This window comes from Bifidobacterium cebidarum (assembly GCF_009193305.1).
In the GTDB taxonomy this organism is placed as follows: domain Bacteria; phylum Actinomycetota; class Actinomycetes; order Actinomycetales; family Bifidobacteriaceae; genus Bifidobacterium; species Bifidobacterium cebidarum.
This window is the reverse complement of the sequence record NZ_WBVS01000006.1, coordinates 26,898-44,428: the sequence shown is the minus strand read 5'-3', so window position 1 is coordinate 44,428 and position 17,531 is coordinate 26,898. Positions and strand designations below refer to the sequence as shown.

Annotated in this window: 15 protein-coding genes; 2 read left to right on the top strand and 13 right to left on the bottom strand. The window is 58.4% G+C overall.

Translation table 11 applies throughout. The features are described from left to right. Positions 1 to 9 precede the first annotated feature (9 nt). Both F7D08_RS06740 and F7D08_RS06735 read right to left on the bottom strand, forming a co-directional pair. On the bottom strand, positions 10 to 1,647 hold the full coding sequence (locus tag F7D08_RS06740) for a peptide ABC transporter substrate-binding protein (protein ID WP_152209890.1): 1,638 nt from the start codon (positions 1,645 to 1,647) through the stop codon (positions 10 to 12). Between the two features lie 239 nt (positions 1,648 to 1,886). Then, positions 1,887 to 2,900: a tyrosine recombinase XerC gene (locus F7D08_RS06735; protein WP_152209889.1), complete on the bottom strand. Its 1,014-nt coding sequence runs from the start codon at positions 2,898 to 2,900 to the stop codon at positions 1,887 to 1,889. Between the two features lie 106 nt (positions 2,901 to 3,006). Between F7D08_RS06735 and F7D08_RS06730 the strand changes: the two genes are divergently transcribed. Continuing rightward, complete coding sequence (locus F7D08_RS06730; RefSeq protein ID WP_152209888.1) at positions 3,007 to 3,822, top strand: ABC transporter ATP-binding protein; 816 nt, start codon at positions 3,007 to 3,009, stop codon at positions 3,820 to 3,822. Further along, the gene (locus F7D08_RS06725; protein WP_152209887.1) at positions 3,819 to 6,734 is read left to right on the top strand and encodes an ABC transporter permease; all 2,916 of its coding nucleotides are present in this window, start codon (positions 3,819 to 3,821) and stop codon (positions 6,732 to 6,734) included. Before F7D08_RS06730 ends, F7D08_RS06725 begins: the two co-directional genes overlap by 4 nt. A 26-nt stretch (positions 6,735 to 6,760) precedes the next feature. Here the strand turns inward: F7D08_RS06725 and F7D08_RS06720 are convergent, their stop codons facing one another. From F7D08_RS06720 to F7D08_RS06670, 11 genes are all read right to left on the bottom strand, one after another. Next, complete coding sequence (locus tag F7D08_RS06720; RefSeq protein ID WP_152209886.1) at positions 6,761 to 7,018, bottom strand: DUF6725 family protein; 258 nt, start codon at positions 7,016 to 7,018, stop codon at positions 6,761 to 6,763. 100 nt (positions 7,019 to 7,118) lie between these two features. Beyond that, entirely contained in the window at positions 7,119 to 8,120 is a 1,002-nt protein-coding gene (locus F7D08_RS06715) for a prephenate dehydrogenase (protein WP_152209885.1), read from the bottom strand. Further along, a complete protein-coding gene (locus tag F7D08_RS06710; RefSeq protein ID WP_152209884.1) occupies positions 8,114 to 9,094 on the bottom strand; it encodes a prephenate dehydratase in 981 nt (326 codons plus the stop codon). Before F7D08_RS06710 ends, F7D08_RS06715 begins: the two co-directional genes overlap by 7 nt. A 102-nt stretch (positions 9,095 to 9,196) precedes the next feature. Further along, complete coding sequence (locus F7D08_RS06705; RefSeq protein WP_152209883.1) at positions 9,197 to 9,622, bottom strand: alcohol dehydrogenase; 426 nt, start codon at positions 9,620 to 9,622, stop codon at positions 9,197 to 9,199. A gap of 3 nt (positions 9,623 to 9,625) precedes the next feature. Further along, the gene (gene typA, locus F7D08_RS06700) at positions 9,626 to 11,551 is read right to left on the bottom strand and encodes a translational GTPase TypA (RefSeq protein WP_100493839.1); all 1,926 of its coding nucleotides are present in this window, start codon (positions 11,549 to 11,551) and stop codon (positions 9,626 to 9,628) included. Positions 11,552 to 11,818: 267 nt separating this feature from the next. Then, on the bottom strand, positions 11,819 to 12,382 hold the full coding sequence (locus F7D08_RS06695) for an isochorismatase family protein (protein ID WP_152209882.1): 564 nt from the start codon (positions 12,380 to 12,382) through the stop codon (positions 11,819 to 11,821). 2 nt (positions 12,383 to 12,384) lie between these two features. Beyond that, positions 12,385 to 13,839, bottom strand: coding sequence for a purine-cytosine permease family protein (locus F7D08_RS06690; protein WP_152209881.1), 1,455 nt, complete (start codon positions 13,837 to 13,839; stop codon positions 12,385 to 12,387). A 69-nt stretch (positions 13,840 to 13,908) separates the two neighbouring features. Then, positions 13,909 to 14,748, bottom strand: coding sequence for an NUDIX hydrolase (locus tag F7D08_RS06685; protein WP_152209880.1), 840 nt, complete (start codon positions 14,746 to 14,748; stop codon positions 13,909 to 13,911). A 121-nt stretch (positions 14,749 to 14,869) separates the two neighbouring features. Then, entirely contained in the window at positions 14,870 to 15,514 is a 645-nt protein-coding gene (gene scpB / locus F7D08_RS06680) for an SMC-Scp complex subunit ScpB (protein WP_152209879.1), read from the bottom strand. Next, entirely contained in the window at positions 15,514 to 16,389 is an 876-nt protein-coding gene (locus tag F7D08_RS06675; protein ID WP_152209878.1) for a segregation and condensation protein A, read from the bottom strand. The genes scpB and F7D08_RS06675 overlap by 1 nt, the downstream gene beginning before the upstream one ends. Before the next feature lie 27 nt (positions 16,390 to 16,416). Beyond that, entirely contained in the window at positions 16,417 to 17,256 is an 840-nt protein-coding gene (locus F7D08_RS06670; RefSeq protein ID WP_193316231.1) for a ParA family protein, read from the bottom strand. Positions 17,257 to 17,531: the final 275 nt, after the last annotated feature.

The window sequence follows — 17,531 nt, the reverse complement described above, 5'->3', positions numbered from 1 at the left end:
AGCGTCAACTCACTTCTTGGACATCTCGGTGTAGGTCGGGAGGTTCTGCCAGTCGAAGGCATAGCCGGACTTGACGTTCAGGGAAGCAACACCGGAAGCGTTGGAGTAGTACAGCGGGATGGCCGGCAGATCCTTGAGGAGAATCTCCTGAGCCTGCTGGTACAGCTTGTTGGCGGAGTCGGTGTCCTTGGCGGCGGCGGCCTGCAGGCACAGGGCGTCGAAGTCAGGGTTCTTGTAATCGCCATCGTTGGAGCCCTTGCCGTCAGCAGCGGCAGAGGAGTACAGCTGCCACAGGTAGTTCTCAGCGGACGGGTAATCAGGCTGCCAGCCGGTACGGAAGGCACCGGTCATCTGGCGGTTGGTGATGGCGTCGCGGAATTCCTGGAAGGTCGGAATCGGGTTGGTGGAAGCGTCGATGCCGAGGTTGTTCTTCAGCTGGTTCACAACGGCGTCGTAAATCGGCTTGGCGCCACCATCAGCGTTGTAGGAGAAGGTCAGCGGGCCATCGTACTTGGAGATGGCGTCGGCCTTGGCCCACAGTTCCTTGGCCTTCTTGGCGTTGAACTTCAGGTTGTCGGAGCCGGTCAGGGAGTCGGAGTAACCCGGGGTCTTCGGAGAGGTGAAGTCGGTGGCCGGGGTGCCGATGCCGTTGAGCACCTTGTCGATGATCTGCTGACGATCGATAGCCATGGAGATGGCCTGACGACGCAGCTGGCCTTCCTCGTCGTTCTTGAAGTGATCAAGGGTGGACGGGATGGTGAAGGTCTGGATGACGGAGCCGGCCTCGGAGTAGGCCTGGACCTTCTTGTCGGTCTTGAAGGTCTTGGTGAAGGCGGCCGGGACGGATTCCATCACGTCGAGGTTGCCGGCCTGGATGTCGCGGTAGGCGGCGGAGTCGTCGGTGTAGACCTTGAAGGTCACGCCGTCGTTCTTGACCTGCTCGTTGCCCTTGTAGTCAGGGTTCTTGACGAGGGCGATTTCCTTGTTGTGGTCCCAGTGGTCCAGCTTGTACGGGCCGTTGCCGACCGGCTTCTCGCCGAAGGCCTTCGGATCCTTGTAGAAGGACTCCGGCAGCGGGGCGAAGGCCAGGTAGCCGACCTTGATCGGGAACACGGAATCGGACTGGTTCAGGTCAACGGTGAAGGTGGTGTCGTCCACAACCTTCAGGCCGGAGAGCTGCTCGGTGCCCTTGAGGCCGTCGGCCTTCAGCTCGTCGTAGCCCTTGATGGTGGAGAAGAAGGAGGAAGCCTTCTGAGCGTTCTTGGCGTTGGCGGCGTAGGACCAAGCCTTGGTGAAGGACTCGGCGGTGACCGGGGTGCCATCGGTGAACTTCCAGCCGGACTTCAGCTTGATGGTGTACTGGGTGGCGTCATCGTTCGGGGTGATGGACTCAGCCACTTCGTTGGAAGCCTTGCCATCCTTGTCGAAGGAGACCAGACGGGAGAACAGCAGGTCGCCCGGCTTGCCGCCACCAGTTTCGTTGGTGTTGGACGGGATCAGCGGGTTCTGCGGCTCGGAGTTGTAAGCGGTGATGATGTTCGCACCGGCAGTGCTGGATGCGGTGTTGGAGCTGGAGCCGCCGCAGGCGCTCAGCAGCATGGCCATGGAGCAAGCCACGGCAGCGAAAGCAAGAGCTTTCTTCTTCATATATTTCTCCTATTCATAAGGTCGCAGGGCCGAAGCCCTGCTTTCACGCGAACGGGGTTGGCTACTAGCGACGCGTTATGCGCGTCTGCCGGCAAACCAACCCCGTTGCTGATTGATTGCATTGTCTCGCACTTTGGAGACAAGAAGCAAATTCCATGTTACGTATTTGTTAAATCAAGGGCTCCTCTTTGCCGTCTTTCAGCGTCATCACAGGTCATTCGATACTGTCCATATTCTGGTCACGCCCGGGGGAACGCCTGCGTGTACCGGTTCTTCAACTGCTCGATGGATACATGGGTGTATCGCTGTGTGGTCTTCAGGGAAGCATGGCCAAGCAGCTCCTGCACCTCTCGCAGGTCAGCTCCCCCATCCAACATATGTGTCGCCGCCGAATGCCGCAACGCATGGGGACTGATATCCGGCACACCGGCCTCACGGGCGGCTTTATGCACCACTTCACGCGCCACTCGTTGATTGAGCCGACCGCCGCGCGCGCCGAGGAACAAGGCGTCGGCGGAATTGAGGTTCAGCAATTTCGGACGTCCGTGTTCCAGCCATGTCCGCAAAGCCTTCATTGCGGGAATCCCAAATGGAACAACACGTTGTTTATTTCCTTTGCCTGTGACCTTGATGGTGCGGTTCAGAAAATCCACATCATCGATATTCAACGCAATCAGCTCCGCCACGCGGATACCCGTGGCATACAGCAATTCAAGAACCGCGGTGTTGCGTAATGCCTCGGCATGCATTCTTCCGACCATATGAACACTGTGTCGTAAATCGTCATCCACGGTATTCTCGGCATCTTCGACCTGGTCATCCGCATGGTCATTCGCGTTATTGGCGTTATTGGCGCCATTTGCGGCGTTCGAGTCATCATCAGCCTGATCCATCAGCTGTTCGGCCTGAATTTCGGTGAGTACCGCCGGCAACGTATTCGGTATGGATGGGGTGAGCAATGTTGCGGCTTGGTTCGTGCACACTACCCCGTGCTCGTATCCCCACGAAAAGAACCCTCGCACGGCCACGGTTTTGCGGGCCATACTGCTTCTGGCATGATTCCGGGATTCCACGGCCATCCAGCTGCGCAAATCGTCCAATGTGATCTCGTTCAGATCATCGATGCCCCGGCGCACGAACAGCGACAGGCAGGATCCGATATCGCTACGATACGCTTTGAGCGTATTTTCGGAAAGGCCGCGGTTGGCCTTCAAATAACGAATGAAGGCGTCGATATGCCGCTCGAATTGCATATATCAGGCCTCCCCTTACCGCTACATCAACCTTTCGTTACACTATAGGCTAAGTCCATTGAATCGAAGCCTGACAGGCAATTGAAGCAGTGACGATTGGGGTGCTATGGCACGGCACAGCAAGCAAGACATCAAACGTGGCACGAATACCGACTGGAACGGCGCACAGCCACACGACCGGCAGGGTCATGTGGTGGCCAAGGCCATCGATCTGACGAAAATCTATGGAGACGCAGACAACCGGGTCGTGGCATTGAACCATGTGAACGTGGAGTTCGAACGTGGCCAGATGACGGCGATCATGGGACCATCCGGATCGGGTAAATCCACATTGATGCATTGTATGGCCGGTCTTGATCAGCCAACCAACGGTCAGGTCATCGTGGAAGGGCTGGAAGTCTCGGCCATGAATCAGAGGCAACTGACCAAGCTGCGCCGCGAACAGATCGGATTCATCTTCCAATCTTTTAATCTGGTACCTACGCTCTCCGCTGAGGAAAACATACTGCTTCCCCTGCAGATCGCCAAGAAGCCGATTGACCGTGCATGGTTCAAGCAGATCGTCAAAGTGGTGGGGCTTGAACAGCGCTTGACACACCGTCCAAGCCAGCTTTCCGGAGGCCAGCAGCAGCGCGTGGCATGTGCCAGAGCCATGATGGCCCGCCCGTCCGTGATTTTCGCCGACGAGCCGACCGGCAACCTTGATTCGCACTCCAGCCACGAAGTACTGGGGTTTCTCAAGCGATCCGTGCACGAATACGGGCAATCCATCGTGATGGTGACGCACGATCCGCGTGCGGCCTCCTATGCAGACCGCGTACTGGTGCTGGCAGACGGCAATATCACCCAGGATCTCAAGCACCCCACCTATGACCAGATCCTTGAGGTCTTCGCGGACGAAGGCGAGGAGCCCAGCGCATGATCACCATTGGATTGCGCGACGCCCGTGCTCATTTCGGGCGATTCATTATGTCCATCATCGCCATAGCCCTTGGCGTGAGTTTCGTGGTGGGCTCGTTCTGTTTCCGCGAAATGATGAACAATCAGGTCGATCAGATGATGGCCTCGAACTCCGACGCCGACGTGTATGTGCGCGGCAATAAGGAGCAGAAGGATTCTGCGGCCTCGAACTTCGGCGACTCCTCCGATTCCAATTCGAGTTCAAGCTCGGACTCAGCCTCCACGGAGTCACAACACTACAATCGCATCGATATCGCCCTGGTAGACGCCATCAATGGCGTCAAGGGTGTAGCTATGGCTGAGGCCGTGTATGAGGTGAACGGCCTGGTGCTGGTCGGCAAAGACGACAACGCCGTCTCCACCACGGGCGGCATGACCGTCGGCATGGGATTGACGAAAGGCACATGGCGTTCGGCCACCCTCACACAGGGACGTTGGGCCAAGGCCAGGGACGAAATCACCTTGCACACGTTCGCAGCGGAAAGCGCGGGGCTCAAGGTCGGCGACACCACAAAGATCGTGTACCCGGACGGGCCTGCCGACGTGCATGTGGTCGGCATATTCTCCACCGTCTCCTCCCAAGCCGGAGCCATCATCATCGGTCTCAATCCAGATACCGCAAAAGAGTATTTCCAGCAGCAGTCCGGCCAGGTGGGCACCGCCCGATATCTGACCGTATACGGTTCGGCGGCAGGCGGCCAACCGCTGACCGTCACACAGCAGCAGGCATTGGCGGATGGCATCAATGCCGCCTTGCCATCCGATGCGCATGCGGTGGCGGTGACCGGTCAAAGTGTGCGCGACGATAATGCCGCAAGCACCAAGAAAGCGTTGGGCTTTGTCCAGCCGCTTATTCTGATTTTCGCGATCATCGCCTTATTCGTGGGTTCATTCATCATCACGAACACGTTCTCGATGATTGTCCGCGAGTCGATGCGCGGCTATGCATTGCTGCGTTCGATTGGAGCCTCCCCCATTCAAGTGTTCGTGACTGTGGCAGCGCAAGCCATTCTGTTGGGTCTGGTGGGCTCCGGCATCGGCATAGGACTGGGGTGGATCATGGTCCGGGGCATCGTGGTGTTGATGGACCGGTTGGGCACGCCGCTGACCGGGGCGGTGAATCCCAGCATCTCGGATATGCTGGTCGGCTTGATCGTGGGTGTCCTAGTCACGTTCATCGGCGCCGCGCTACCGGCTCGCCGTGCGGCTATCGCTCCCCCGATCCAGGCGATGAATGAAACGGTGAATCCCGAGAAGCCGGTATGGCCACGCGGTATTGCGGGAACGGTGATGATCTTCCTGGGTTCAGCGGCATGGTTCTTGTGCTGGCGTATCGCGTGGGCCGACAATAGCGGCGTCACCGTATCCCCCTGGAGCTGGTTCAATGATGGCATTAAGACGCTCGGCACCGGCTGGCCGTTAGGCATCGGCGCGGGATTGGTGGTTATCGGCGTCATCGTATTGGCTCCTGCGCTAGTGAACTCCACCAGCGCGGTGCTTGGCTGGATTCCCTCACATGTGTTCACCGTCACCGGCCGACTGGCCACGCGTAACCTGTCACGTAGCAAACGGCGCACGGCGAATACCGCGGCAGCGCTGTTCGTGGGCGTGGCGATCGTCAGCTGTCTTGGCGTGGTGGCGTCCTCGGCGAAGGCCTCAGTGGCCGGTATTGTGGATTCCGGTCTCAAATCTGATTTCTCCGCCATGTCGGTGTCCAGCGGGCAGATTCCGGATGATGCGATTGCCGCGATCAAGAAGACCCAAGGTGTGGGTACGGTCTCCCAAAGTCGCATGCTCATGGGCGTCACCTATGGTTCCGGCGATGATGCGACTGCCGCAATGACCTTTGCCGAGCAGCCATCCTTGTTCACCAAGGTATTCGCACCTGTGACCAATTCAGGTGACGCCAACAAAGCATTGCGCAATGGCGAGTTGGTGGTTGGACTGCAGGTGGCAAAGGACAATGGCTGGAAAGTAGGCGATACCGTCAAGGTCAATGGCCGGCAGGTCGTAGTTGATGAGGAGGCCACCGCCAAAGCACAGGCTGATTATCAGGCGCAGGTCAAGGCGAAGGTCGAGGGGCTTACCGCTGAGGCACAGCGACTGCTGGCCTCCGGTGATATATCAGGAGCGCAGGCGAAATCCGCTGAAGCGCAACAGGCCGCAGAAAGCGCAAAGAACGTCGATCCGTCGACTTTGGTGAAAACCAAGACGAAGACGACGCATGTCTCGATGAAAATTGGTGCGATCATCGAGAATTCCATCTATCGTTCGATGGTGCTGATAAACGATGATGCAGCAGAAAAGATCGCGAACCAATACACGATGTTCACCATCATGTTGTTCATCAATGCGAAGCACGGCACTGATCTCAATGGCTTAAAGGCACGTCTTATCAAAGCGGTGAAACCGTATTATGTGGTGAATGTTCAGGACCGCGACGAGTTCAAGTCCACGATGAGTTCAATGGTCGATCAGATCTTGCTGGTGCTGTACGCGCTGCTGGCACTCTCGATTGTGATTGCGATTTTCGGCATCGTGAATACCTTGGCATTGTCGGTATCCGAACGAACCAAGGAAATCGGATTGCTTCGCGCCATCGGCACGTCGCGAGCCCAAGTGCGAGGCATGCTGGGCGTCGAAGCGGCCATTATCGCGGTGTTCGGCACCATACTGGGCATGATCGTCGGCATAGCAGCCGGCGTAGTGATCCGGGCGGTATACGAATCCAATGGCCTATCAGCGCTCAGCATCCCTTGGAATCAGCTGGGTGTGTTCCTTATCCTCGCAATCCTGGTGGGATTGGTGGCCTCGGTCTCCCCCGCTTCCCGCGCGTTGAAGCAACCGGTGCTTGACGCCGTGGCATCAGAGTGACGGGAGCATCAACGCCAGGCAACACGTTATGGTCGAGGCTGATGCTTCGGGCGTTCGGGAACCGGCTTCAGCGTGGCGATTTGCTCCTGGTGGATGGTCACGTTCTGAGCTGGGCGCGAACCGTTGGCGGCTGCGTCTCGCACCATTTCCAACGTGTAGCCATCCCATGAGGTCACATGCCCTACATAGTCACGGAATTTCATGCGTCCGTCCGCCGGATCGATGCCGTCGATGATACGGACCACCACGCGAGCGCCTACCGGAATCTGCCTTGGTAACGTCATGCCAATCATCCCCCTAATCTGTGTGGTTTGTTTCGTCAGCATCGACGGAACAAACCGGCTCACATAATAGACTGTACGCCTTTATGGTACGTACCGCGCGTTAGATTGCGGGGCGCAGTTCGATAATCGCCTGTCGAAGATTCACGAAGCCGGTGATGGCTTCGCCTCGCCTGGCGGAGAACAGCAGTGTCTGCTGCCATCCCTGTTCCGGAATCTCAAGTTCCTGACGTGTAAAGGTATCCGTTGAGGAAACCTGGACCTTGTACCGGCGGAAGGGATCGCCTTCGGCGAAGAACCGCTGAATGGAGGAAGAATCATGGTCGTGAAGTTGATCGGCCATGGCAATGAGACGTGCGGCCATACGGCGCAGCAGCACCTCCACATTCCACGCATCCTCTTCGACCATGGCCCGCGTGCGACCAGGGTCGGTGAGCGCCACGCGAGTCATATCGCGCCAGCAGCCAGCGGAAAGTGCCGCCGCGACGTTACGGTCCGGATTAGCGGTAAGCTCATTGATCAACGCGGTGGACACCACATGAGGCATGTGCGAAATCATCGCGGCACCTTTGTCGTGGGTCTCATCGTCAAGCACGATGATCCTGTTGCCTACATCATGCGTAATCATTGAAGCGACACTATAGAAGCGGCTGTATTCCGTATCCTCATCCACAGTCACGGCCCAAAGTGCATCATCGTAGAGTTGAGGATCGGCGGCCTGCCAGCCGGAAAGCTCATTGCCGGCCATTGGATGGGCACCCACATAGCATTCCTCCAGACCAGCCGCTTTGACTTGGTCACGGACCATGCCTTTGACCGATCCGACATCGGTAAGTGTGGTGTTTGGGGTTTTGGCAAGCAACGGCTTCAATTCAGCGAGAATGTCGGGCATGGCTTTGAGTGGATTGCAGAGCACTACCACGTCCGGCCCGGCGCTCATCAGCTCGGCAAGGGTGCTCTTGCAATAGATACCGGCTGCTTCAGCCTGAACGTAGGGATGCGGACGATGATTCCACGCGACGACCCTGATGCCGCGTTGGGCTAGACGTCTGGCCAGCGACCCACCGATGAGGCCAAGCCCTACAATGCCAACCGTATCTACCACAACAGTTCCTTTCGTACGTTCTCGTTATGCTGCCAGCCATCCGACATATGTTCTGCATCAATATGGATGCCGCCTTTGGGCAACATCCATGCATCTACAGGCGGATTCGGACGCTCACGGCGAGGATAGACGGCCAGGGTCTTCATCCAAATACCTTTCATAGCCAATATTTCCAAGACTTTTTGGAATCGAGGCTCCCAAGGTGCCGCATCCAAGGTATCGATGAAGCTATAGGTGCCATCATGACCTTTGATGGGCCGGGACATGAAACTGGTCATATTCAGGCCGGCGACGCGTAGGATATCCAGAATATTAGCTACTACCCCTGGTCCTGTAGCCAGAGGAATGAAGGTGATGATGGTCTCGAAATCAGTGGCGTTGCCCTGTTGCGCGCGGGCGTTCAGCTCCTGGACAACGTCACGGGGGGCGATGACTAGAAAGTCGGTTCTGGCGCCATCGAAATCCTGCACCCGTTCACCAAGCACGTCGAGATTGTAGAGTTTGCCGCAAATGCTTGGGCCAAGCGCCACCTGCCCGGGCTGTAAATCACGGCAAGCGGCGGCATTGGATGATGCCGCCTTGGGCTTGAGATGGTGTTCGGTGATGAATTTCGTGCATTGGGCAAGGCCATGCGGATGCGCGCTCACCGGTTGGCCGGTGCAGTCGTAGATGGCGTGACCTTTCACCGTAAACGCATGGAACGCCACATCCACACTGACCCTGGCGAATCCGGCGACATCGGTGGCATCGATCAGGGCGTCCAAGTTCGGGACGACGTAGCCTTCGACATTGTTCTCCCATGCGATCACTCCCCATCCCTGGCGTGACTGCACGGCGGTCATAATCGCCGGGACATCGGGCAACGGCACGAGGTCAAAGTCCCCCAACGGGGCGAACCGTTCAGCAGCGGTCATTGCCGCCTGATGGGTGAAAGTGCCTTCCGGGCCGAGATAATACAGTTGTATGCGCGCCATAACGTTCTATCGTAGCGGCGTTCCGCGTGCTTTTCGCGCGAAAAGCACGCTCATGGACTGAATTCCAGCTTTTCAAACGTCTGTTCCGCGCGAAAAGCACTCCTATGAGTTGTGTGCTTTGCGCGTTGCCGGAATGGTGAACCACCGTGCAGGCAGCATCAGCATGACAACCTGCACTAGGACCAGACCATACAGCCATATGTAGCCGGCATGCTGCGTGAAGTATGGCATGTCGCCTTGGAATCCGCCCACAATCAGTGCGTTGCTCGACGTTGTGGTCAGCGCCAGCCCCCATGCGGTCATCGAGGAAGCGATAAGGTGCAGTGCCAGGCCGATCGCGCCCAAGCGCGCACGCGCGCACCATGTGGAAAGAATGATGAGCGTGAAAGCAAGCGCCAATCCGTATGGAATGTTCATGTCCGCACCCATGCGATGTGCGAAGGTACCCACAAATGCGGCAAGCGCGCCGGCCAGAATCGTAATCAACGCTCTGACCAACGCGCTTTGCTTATGCGACCAAGGTTTCATGGGTCACTTAGTCTGGTTGTTCTGACGACGCTGCTTGGCGCGCCACTTGTACCAGTCTTCACGGCCGAGGATGATCTTGCGCACGCGGATGGACTCCGGGGTCACTTCCACGCACTCATCCTCATTGGCGAAGTCCAGGGACTCCTCGAGGCTCATCTTGATCGGCGGGGTCAGGGTTTCGAGCACATCGGCGGTGGAGGAACGCATGTTGGTCATGTGCTTGGCCAGCGTGATGTTCACGTCCAGCTCGTCGGGCTTGTTGTTCACGCCCACGACCTGGCCTTCGTATACCGGGGACTGCGGTTCGACGAAGAAGTTGCCGCGGGCCTGCAGACGCTGCATGGCGTACGGGGTGGCCACGCCCTGGCGGTCGGAGACCATGGAGCCGTTCTGACGGGTCACGATCTGGCCAGCCCACGGAGCGTATCCGGCGGAGATGGAGGATGCGATGCCGGTGCCGCGGGTGGCGGACAGCAGTGCGGTACGGAAGCCGATCAGGCCACGGGACGGCACGGTGAACTGCAGGCGCACCCAGCCGGATCCGTGGTTGGACATGGAGTCCATACGTCCCTTGCGGTCGGCCATGAGCTGGGTGACGGTGCCCATGTACTCTTCCGGCACGTCGATGGTGGTGCTTTCCATAGGTTCGTTGACCACACCGTCGATCTTCTTGGTGACCACCTGCGGTCGGCCGACGGTCAGCTCGTAGCCTTCGCGGCGCATCTGCTCGGCCAGCACGGCCAGTGCCAGCTCGCCACGGCCCTGGACCTCCCATGCGTCAGGACGGTCGGTCGGCAACACCTTGATGGACACGTTACCGATGAGCTCGCGGTCCAGGCGATCCTTGATCATGCGGGCGGTGAGCTTGTGGTCCTTGCCTTCGGTGCCGGCCAGCGGGGAATCGTTGACACCGAAGGTCATGGAGATGGCCGGGTCGTCGACGTGAATCAACGGCAGCGGCTTCGGATCGTTGGGATCGACGATGGTCTCGCCAATCATGATGTCGTTCACGCCGGCGACTGCCACGATGTCGCCAGGACCGGCGGAGGCCACAGGGGTGCGCTCGAGGCCCTGGGTGCGCAGCAGCTCGGCCACGCGGAAGTTCTCGATGGAGCCATCCACACGGCTCAGACCGTAGGTCTTGCCCTTCTCCAGGGTGCCGTTGTAGATACGGACCAGGCCAAGTCGGCCGAGGAAGTCGGAGGAGTCGATGTTGGCCACGTGAGCCTGCAGCGGCGCACCTTCCTCATATTCCGGGGCCGGAATGTACTTGATGATGTCTTCGAACAACGGCTCGAGGTTGTCGTTATCCGGCAGAGCGCCGTTTTCCGGCTGGTTGGTGGAGGCGTAGCCGGCCTTGGCGGCGCAGTAGACCACCGGCAGGTCGAGCAGGTGATCGAGATCGAGGTCGATGCCTTCCTCGACCACGTCCTGGGCGAGGCCCAGCAGCAGATCGGTGGATTCGGAGACGACCTCATCGATACGGGCGTCCGGGCGGTCGACCTTGTTCACGCACAGGATGACCGGCAGCTTGGCTTCCAGAGCCTTGCGCAGCACGAAACGGGTCTGCGGCAGCGGGCCTTCGGAGGCGTCCACAAGCAGCACGACGCCGTCGACCATGGAGATGCCGCGCTCCACCTCGCCGCCGAAGTCGGCGTGGCCAGGGGTGTCGATGATGTTCAGGGTGATGCCGTCCGGATGACCATACTTGGCGGCCAACGGGCCGGTGTATTCCACGGCCGTGTTCTTGGCGAGGATGGTGATGCCCTTCTCACGTTCGAGATCGTTGGAGTCCATCACACGATCCGGGACTTCCTCACGCTCGTTGAACACATGGGACTGCTGGAGCATGGCATTGACCAGCGTGGTCTTGCCGTGATCGACGTGAGCCACAATCGCCACATTACGGATATCTCCACGAACCGCCATCGAAACCTCTCTTAATACTGATTCTTTGCGTAATCGTTCGGTACTTGCGTACTTATGTACTTATCTATTGGGTTTTGTTTCCCTGTACTTACACACAAACCGTCATGAGTGTACCGGCATGGCTTGACCTTACGGCACTGCGTCCGGAAGCCGATGAGCACCGAAATTCGTGCGCCACAAGCATGGCATCGATGAGAAAACCCGCATCCACCGGTACGGAGATGCGGGTTTTGAGTCACTGATATGCGTTGACCAACCAGCCAGGAATCAGCCAAGGATGGTCGCGGAATCAGTGATGGTGATGAGCGGGGCGAACAGAGCCATCGTGTCGAGGGCACGCTGGTGATTCTCCGGACTGGAGCCTTGGCAAGCGTCTGCGGCAACGCGCACGGCGACGCCGGCATCAGCGGCGGCAAGCGCCGTGGTGATGACGCAGCAATCGGTGGCCACACCGCACAGTGCGATCTTCTTAGCGCCGCCAATCGCCTCGGCAAGTTCACTGCCCCACTTGCCGAACGTATCAAGGCTTACGATTGGATGGCCAGCGGCGAGCGCCGCAGTATCCTCCGTCAAGTCATACATCGGATCATCCGGCGGCACCAGGAACTGCGGCCAATCCTTGAAGTAGTCCACCCAAGCATCCTTGGCAGGAGTCGGTGCCACGTAGCGGGTGTAGACCACACGCTCTCCGTAAGCTTCAGCCAGAGCTTTGAAGGCCGCATCGGTGGTGTGGAAGGAACCGTCCGGGCACGCCCAATCGGACCAATCGGATTCGGCGAATACCTTCTGACGGTCGATGACGACCAGCCATTCATCAGATGGAACAGTCATAATCAATCCTCCTTCTCCTGAGCTTCCTGAGCGGCAATGTCACCGCACTGGAAGACCAGCGCACCCACAAAACCAATCACCAGAGCCACGATCACGCCAAGGTTGGCGGATGCCCAAGCACCATCCTTGCCGCCAAAGAGGCCGAGGAAGTACCCTTGCCATTCAAGCCAGCTGGCGGACGTGTTGACCACGAGGCCCCAGCCAAGCAGCGTGCCTACCACGAGAATCACCAGGGACTTCGTATTCCATGCACCGTAACGGCCATCGGCCTTGTACAGATCCTCGGTGTTGTAGTCCTGTTTGCGCAATAGCACATCGGCGATGAACAGACCGGTCCATACGGCCATTGGCACACCAAGCGTAATCAGGAAGCCCTGGAACGGGCCGATGAACGTATCGGAGAAGAAGGTCACGTAGACCACACCGAGCACGGTCAGTGCTGCGGTAAGGCCTGCGGCGGCCACGCGCGGCAGTTTGATGCCGAAGCTCAGCAGGGCCAAGCCGTTGGAGTAGTTGTCCATGATGGCGCCGGACATGAGGCCGAGCACCGCCACGAGCGTGAACGGCACGAGGTACCAGGTCGGCAGGATGGAAGCCATGGCGCCGATCGGATCGTTGCCTACGGCGTCGGAGAGCTTCTGATTGGAGACGGCGAGCAGACCGCCATAGATCACCAGCAACACCGGAGCCAGGGATGCGCCGAACGTGGACCAGAACACAATGCCGGAGTTGGAGGACTTACGTGGCAGGTAGCGGGAGTAATCGGCAGCCACGTTCACCCAGCCCAAGCCGAAGCCGGTCATGACGAACAGGAATGCACCGAGCACGGACGGAGCCGAGCCGGCCTGCGAAGCGCCCACGGCGGCGAAATCAATGTGCGACCAACCGAGAATCAGGAAGCCGATGGTCACCACACCACTGATGATGGTGATGGCCTGCTGTGCCTTCATGATGAGGTCATAGCCGAAGATACCGGCCACAACCACCAGGCCAACCACGATAATCGTGGAGATGATCTTCGGCGCGGCACCGGAACCCCAGCCGAGACGTTGGAAGGTGGATGCAAGCGCCAGCACGGCGGTGGTGGTCAGGGAGATTTCCCAGCCGAGCGTGGCGATCCAGCTCAGCACAGACGGCACCTTGGCGCCTTCCACGCCAAAGGTGGCACGGGTAATGACCATCGTCGGAGCATTGGCGCGCTTGCCTGCAATGGATACGATGCCCACCAGCAGAAACGAGACGACGATACCCAGAATGGATGCAAGCGTCGCCTGCCAGAACGAGATGCCGAAGCCAAGCGCCCATGCGCCGTACGACATGGCGAGCACGGAAATATTGGCGGCGAACCAGGGCCAGAACAGATCCTTCGGGCTGCCGTGGCGGTCGGACTCGGCAATGGTGTCGATGCCCTGTTCCTCCACGGAAAGCGCGGAGCCCTTCTCCTTGGTGTCACTCATAGTGAACCTTCTTCTCTTGGTTTGATTATTGATTCAATTCAACGAGGAATCGATGTCATGCGTGTTCCGTCATCTCTGCGCGGAAGGGATGAGCGGTGCCAGAGCATCATCATGCGTGGTATTGCGCCGATGTTCCGCGGCCATGCCCGTTCGATCACTGGTATGAAAACCAGGACGTTCGAACACCGCCCGCGTAGCCGGGTTCACGGATTCTTCAGGCACATACCTATAGACCGCAGCCGGTCTCTGCCGACCTTCACGACGTTTCATCCCGGTATCTTCCAAGTCTCCGGAGGCGAGCATCTTACGGCGGAAGTTCGCCAGATCGATGCTCTGCCCGGCGATGGCCTCATAGACATCATGCAGCTGGCGCAAGGTGAACGTCGGGCCAAGCAGGCGGGTGGCCACGTCGGAATACTCGATTTTGGAGCGCAGGCGCTCCAATGCATATTCGATGATGGTCCGATGGTCGAATGCCAGCCGCGGCAAATCATCTTCCGGGAACCAACGCACGTTGTCGCCATCTTCGAAAGCTGTGGCCTCACTTTGCTCCACCAGTGCCCAGTACACGATGGACACCATGGGCAATCCGCCGTGGGAACGATCGGGATCGCCAAACGTGTACAACTGCTCCAGATAGCGTGGGTGCAACGCCGTGGTGGATTCCAATGCCTCGAAAGCCGACTGTTCAAGCGAGCGGTCAGCCCGCAGATGGCCGCCAGGTAAAGCCCAACAGCCCATGAACGGCTGGCGCACACGCTTCACCAACGGCATCCACAGCTGCGAGCGCGCGGCATCAGGCGAAGCGCCGGAGTTTCCGGCATCTCCAGGACCAAGCGCGAGAATTACCACGGATACACCAACCTGCGGTGGTGCGCTGCGGCGTTCAGACACGTTGCCAAATCCCATGCCATGCTTCTTTCTTTGATACCGGGAGACTGCGGCCATCGGCAGATCTCGCAGGAGCCTTCCCTCAGATGCCCAGCATAGCACTACTTTTAGTCAGAATGACTATAACTAGTAAAAACGGTCACTCCTCGGGATAATCCGAATCATCTGTCTCATTTGACTGGGCCAGATGCACCGCCTCCGCCTCCGACGGCAGGAATGGCGCCAACGATGGCAGCTGTTCGAGTGAATCAAGTCCCATGCGCTCAAGGAACAGTTCGGATGTGACCAGCAATGCGGCACGCGTTTCCGGATCCGTGCCGTTCTCCTTGATGAGCCCGTACACGCTCAGCGAGCGAATCACACCATCCGAATTGACGCCACGAATCGCAGCCACCTGCGCGCGCGTGACCGGCTGCTTATACGCCACGATGGCGAGCGCCTCCAGAGCCGCTTGGCTGAGACGAGCGGTCTGGCCATCCGTCACAACCGTTGCGACAATGGGTTCGAATACCGCGCGGCTGGCGAATTGCCATCCGCGGGCGGTGCGTCGCAGCTCGAATCCGCGTGGGCGAACACCGGTGTCGGCATCTCCTTCATATTCACGCTGCAGCGCCTGGAGAGCCTGCTCGGCCTCCGATACATCAAGATGCAGCATTCGTGCTATATCCTCAGTGCTCTGCGGCTGATCGGCAACGATCAACAGCGCCTCCAGACATGCAGGAAGCCCACCTGGAAATTCACCCACCGTAAAACCCTCTTGCGGCTGACGCGTCGTATCGCTCATCAGGCAAAGTCTCCTTCGGATATGTTCACATCGCTCATGGCATCATCGACACCGAAAACCCAACGCAATTCAAGTTCCTCGAACGGCCCGCTCTGCCGGTATTGCAGGGCTCCCTGCTTAAAGAAAATAAGTACCGCCATGAATCGTGCGACCACTTCCAGTCGGGAGGTACAATCTTCGGTCAATTCGGCAAACGACATCGATCGCCGCGGATCATGTTCCAACGCATCCATCAGTCGGCTACGGACCAACGCGGATTGCGCCCGCAAATCCACCAATGGCACGTGGAGCTGGTGCACGGATACTTCGGATGCCGGCGCATTGGCGATCACGTGGGCGGCCAACCGGGCCAAATCACTAGGTGTCATCGTCCACACCAGTTCCGGCAACATGGCAGACAACGCATCATCCATATATGCCGGATGCGGAAGACGACCGGCGTTGGCGGCCAATCGTGCGCGAAAATCGAATGCCGCCTGCTTATACGCGCGGTATTGAATCAATCGCGCGAACAGCAAATCACGCTCACGCAGCGCCTCAAGACTCTGCTCATCCGCGCCTTCTTCGTCAGACCCAGGCAGGATCGCCGCGCTTTTGGCTTCCACCAATATCGATGCGACATCGAGGAAGGCGCTGGCCTCATCCATGTTCTCGGTGAAATCGATCTTGCGCACATACGCCAGGAATTCCTCGGTGATCGAGGAGAGCGAAACCTCGGTAAGTTCAAGCTTATTATTGGCGATCAAGCCAAGCAACACGTCGAATGGGCCGGAGTACACTTCCAGATTCACATGGAATCCTTCAATGCCGGCTTCGTCAACGTCTATTTCCGGCGCCCCATTGTGCGCGGCCTGAACATCGGCATCGCTCATCATCGACCGTCTCGAGGCGTATCGCCCGCTTTACGCCACCACACCGCGCGCCACCATTTCGCGAGCCACCTCACGGTATTCCTTCGCGGTCTTGTGCCCAGGCGCATAAATCACGATCGGGGCGGCAGCCACCGTGGAATCCGGCAGCTTGATCGAGCGGGAGATGCAGGTATGGAACACCTTGTCTTTGAACGCCTCGTAGATGCGCTGGCAGACTTCCTCACAATGCAAGGTGTTGGTGTACATGGTCACCAGCACACCGTCGACCTCAAGGGCGGGATTAATGCGCGACTGCACCTTCTCGATGGACTGCATCAGCAACGCCACACCGCGCAGGGCGAAGAATTCGGCGGCCACCGGGATGATCACACCATCCGCAGCAGTCAAGGCATTGACGGTCAGCAGGCCGAGCGACGGCTGACAATCGACGATGATCAGATCATATTCGTTCTTGAGCTTGCGCAGCACGCCGTTGAGAATCTGCTCACGGCCCACTTCAGTGACCAGCTGCACTTCGGCGGCGGACAGGTCGATGTTCGCGGGAATGATGTCGATGTTCTCGAATGCCGTGTGCTGGACCACGTCATGCGGGTCCACGGAAATGTCAAACAACGCCGTGTAAATCGTATTGTCCACCGCATTCGCATTGATGCCTAGGCCAACAGTGGCAGCACCCTGCGGATCGAAATCGACAATCAGCACACGTCGACCATACTGGGCAAGGGCACCGGCGATGTTAATCGAACTGGTGGTTTTACCTACGCCACCCTTCTGGTTGCACATGGCGATGACCCTAGCCGGGCCATGCTGCTGCAACGGTGCGGGAGCGGGGAAAGTTTCATATTCACGTCCAAGCAGATCGGTAGGCATACTGTTTACCTTATCAACATCTTCCACTGTCTGTGGTGCAACGACATACGTTCCGGCCATAGGCAACGTTCCTTGTCTGAAACCGTCGACCGTTTCCCGGTCATCACGCCAATCTTCCATCGTCGTCCGCACCCTCCATCGGAATCGCCAACTGTTTATAGCCTACTCTGTGAGGGATACCCATCCAATGTATGCCGGGAAACGACCATTGGGCGCATCTGATCGTTTGCATGTCCGCGCAAAAACAGTGGCGCGCGAACATGCAAACGGAATTC

Coding starts and splice junctions, on each gene's coding strand:
- F7D08_RS06740 (WP_152209890.1), bottom strand. CDS start 1,647: ATGAAGAAGAAAGCTCTTGCTTTCGCTGCCGTGGCTTGCTCCATGGCC.
- F7D08_RS06735 (WP_152209889.1), bottom strand. CDS start 2,900: ATGCAATTCGAGCGGCATATCGACGCCTTCATTCGTTATTTGAAGGCC.
- F7D08_RS06730 (WP_152209888.1), top strand. CDS start 3,007: ATGGCACGGCACAGCAAGCAAGACATCAAACGTGGCACGAATACCGAC.
- F7D08_RS06725 (WP_152209887.1), top strand. CDS start 3,819: ATGATCACCATTGGATTGCGCGACGCCCGTGCTCATTTCGGGCGATTC.
- F7D08_RS06720 (WP_152209886.1), bottom strand. CDS start 7,018: ATGACGTTACCAAGGCAGATTCCGGTAGGCGCTCGCGTGGTGGTCCGT.
- F7D08_RS06710 (WP_152209884.1), bottom strand. CDS start 9,094: ATGGCGCGCATACAACTGTATTATCTCGGCCCGGAAGGCACTTTCACC.
- F7D08_RS06705 (WP_152209883.1), bottom strand. CDS start 9,622: ATGAAACCTTGGTCGCATAAGCAAAGCGCGTTGGTCAGAGCGTTGATT.
- typA (WP_100493839.1), bottom strand. CDS start 11,551: ATGGCGGTTCGTGGAGATATCCGTAATGTGGCGATTGTGGCTCACGTC.
- F7D08_RS06695 (WP_152209882.1), bottom strand. CDS start 12,382: ATGACTGTTCCATCTGATGAATGGCTGGTCGTCATCGACCGTCAGAAG.
- F7D08_RS06690 (WP_152209881.1), bottom strand. CDS start 13,839: ATGAGTGACACCAAGGAGAAGGGCTCCGCGCTTTCCGTGGAGGAACAG.
- F7D08_RS06685 (WP_152209880.1), bottom strand. CDS start 14,748: ATGGGATTTGGCAACGTGTCTGAACGCCGCAGCGCACCACCGCAGGTT.
- scpB (WP_152209879.1), bottom strand. CDS start 15,514: ATGAGCGATACGACGCGTCAGCCGCAAGAGGGTTTTACGGTGGGTGAA.
- F7D08_RS06675 (WP_152209878.1), bottom strand. CDS start 16,389: ATGATGAGCGATGCCGATGTTCAGGCCGCGCACAATGGGGCGCCGGAA.
- F7D08_RS06670 (WP_193316231.1), bottom strand. CDS start 17,256: ATGCCTACCGATCTGCTTGGACGTGAATATGAAACTTTCCCCGCTCCC.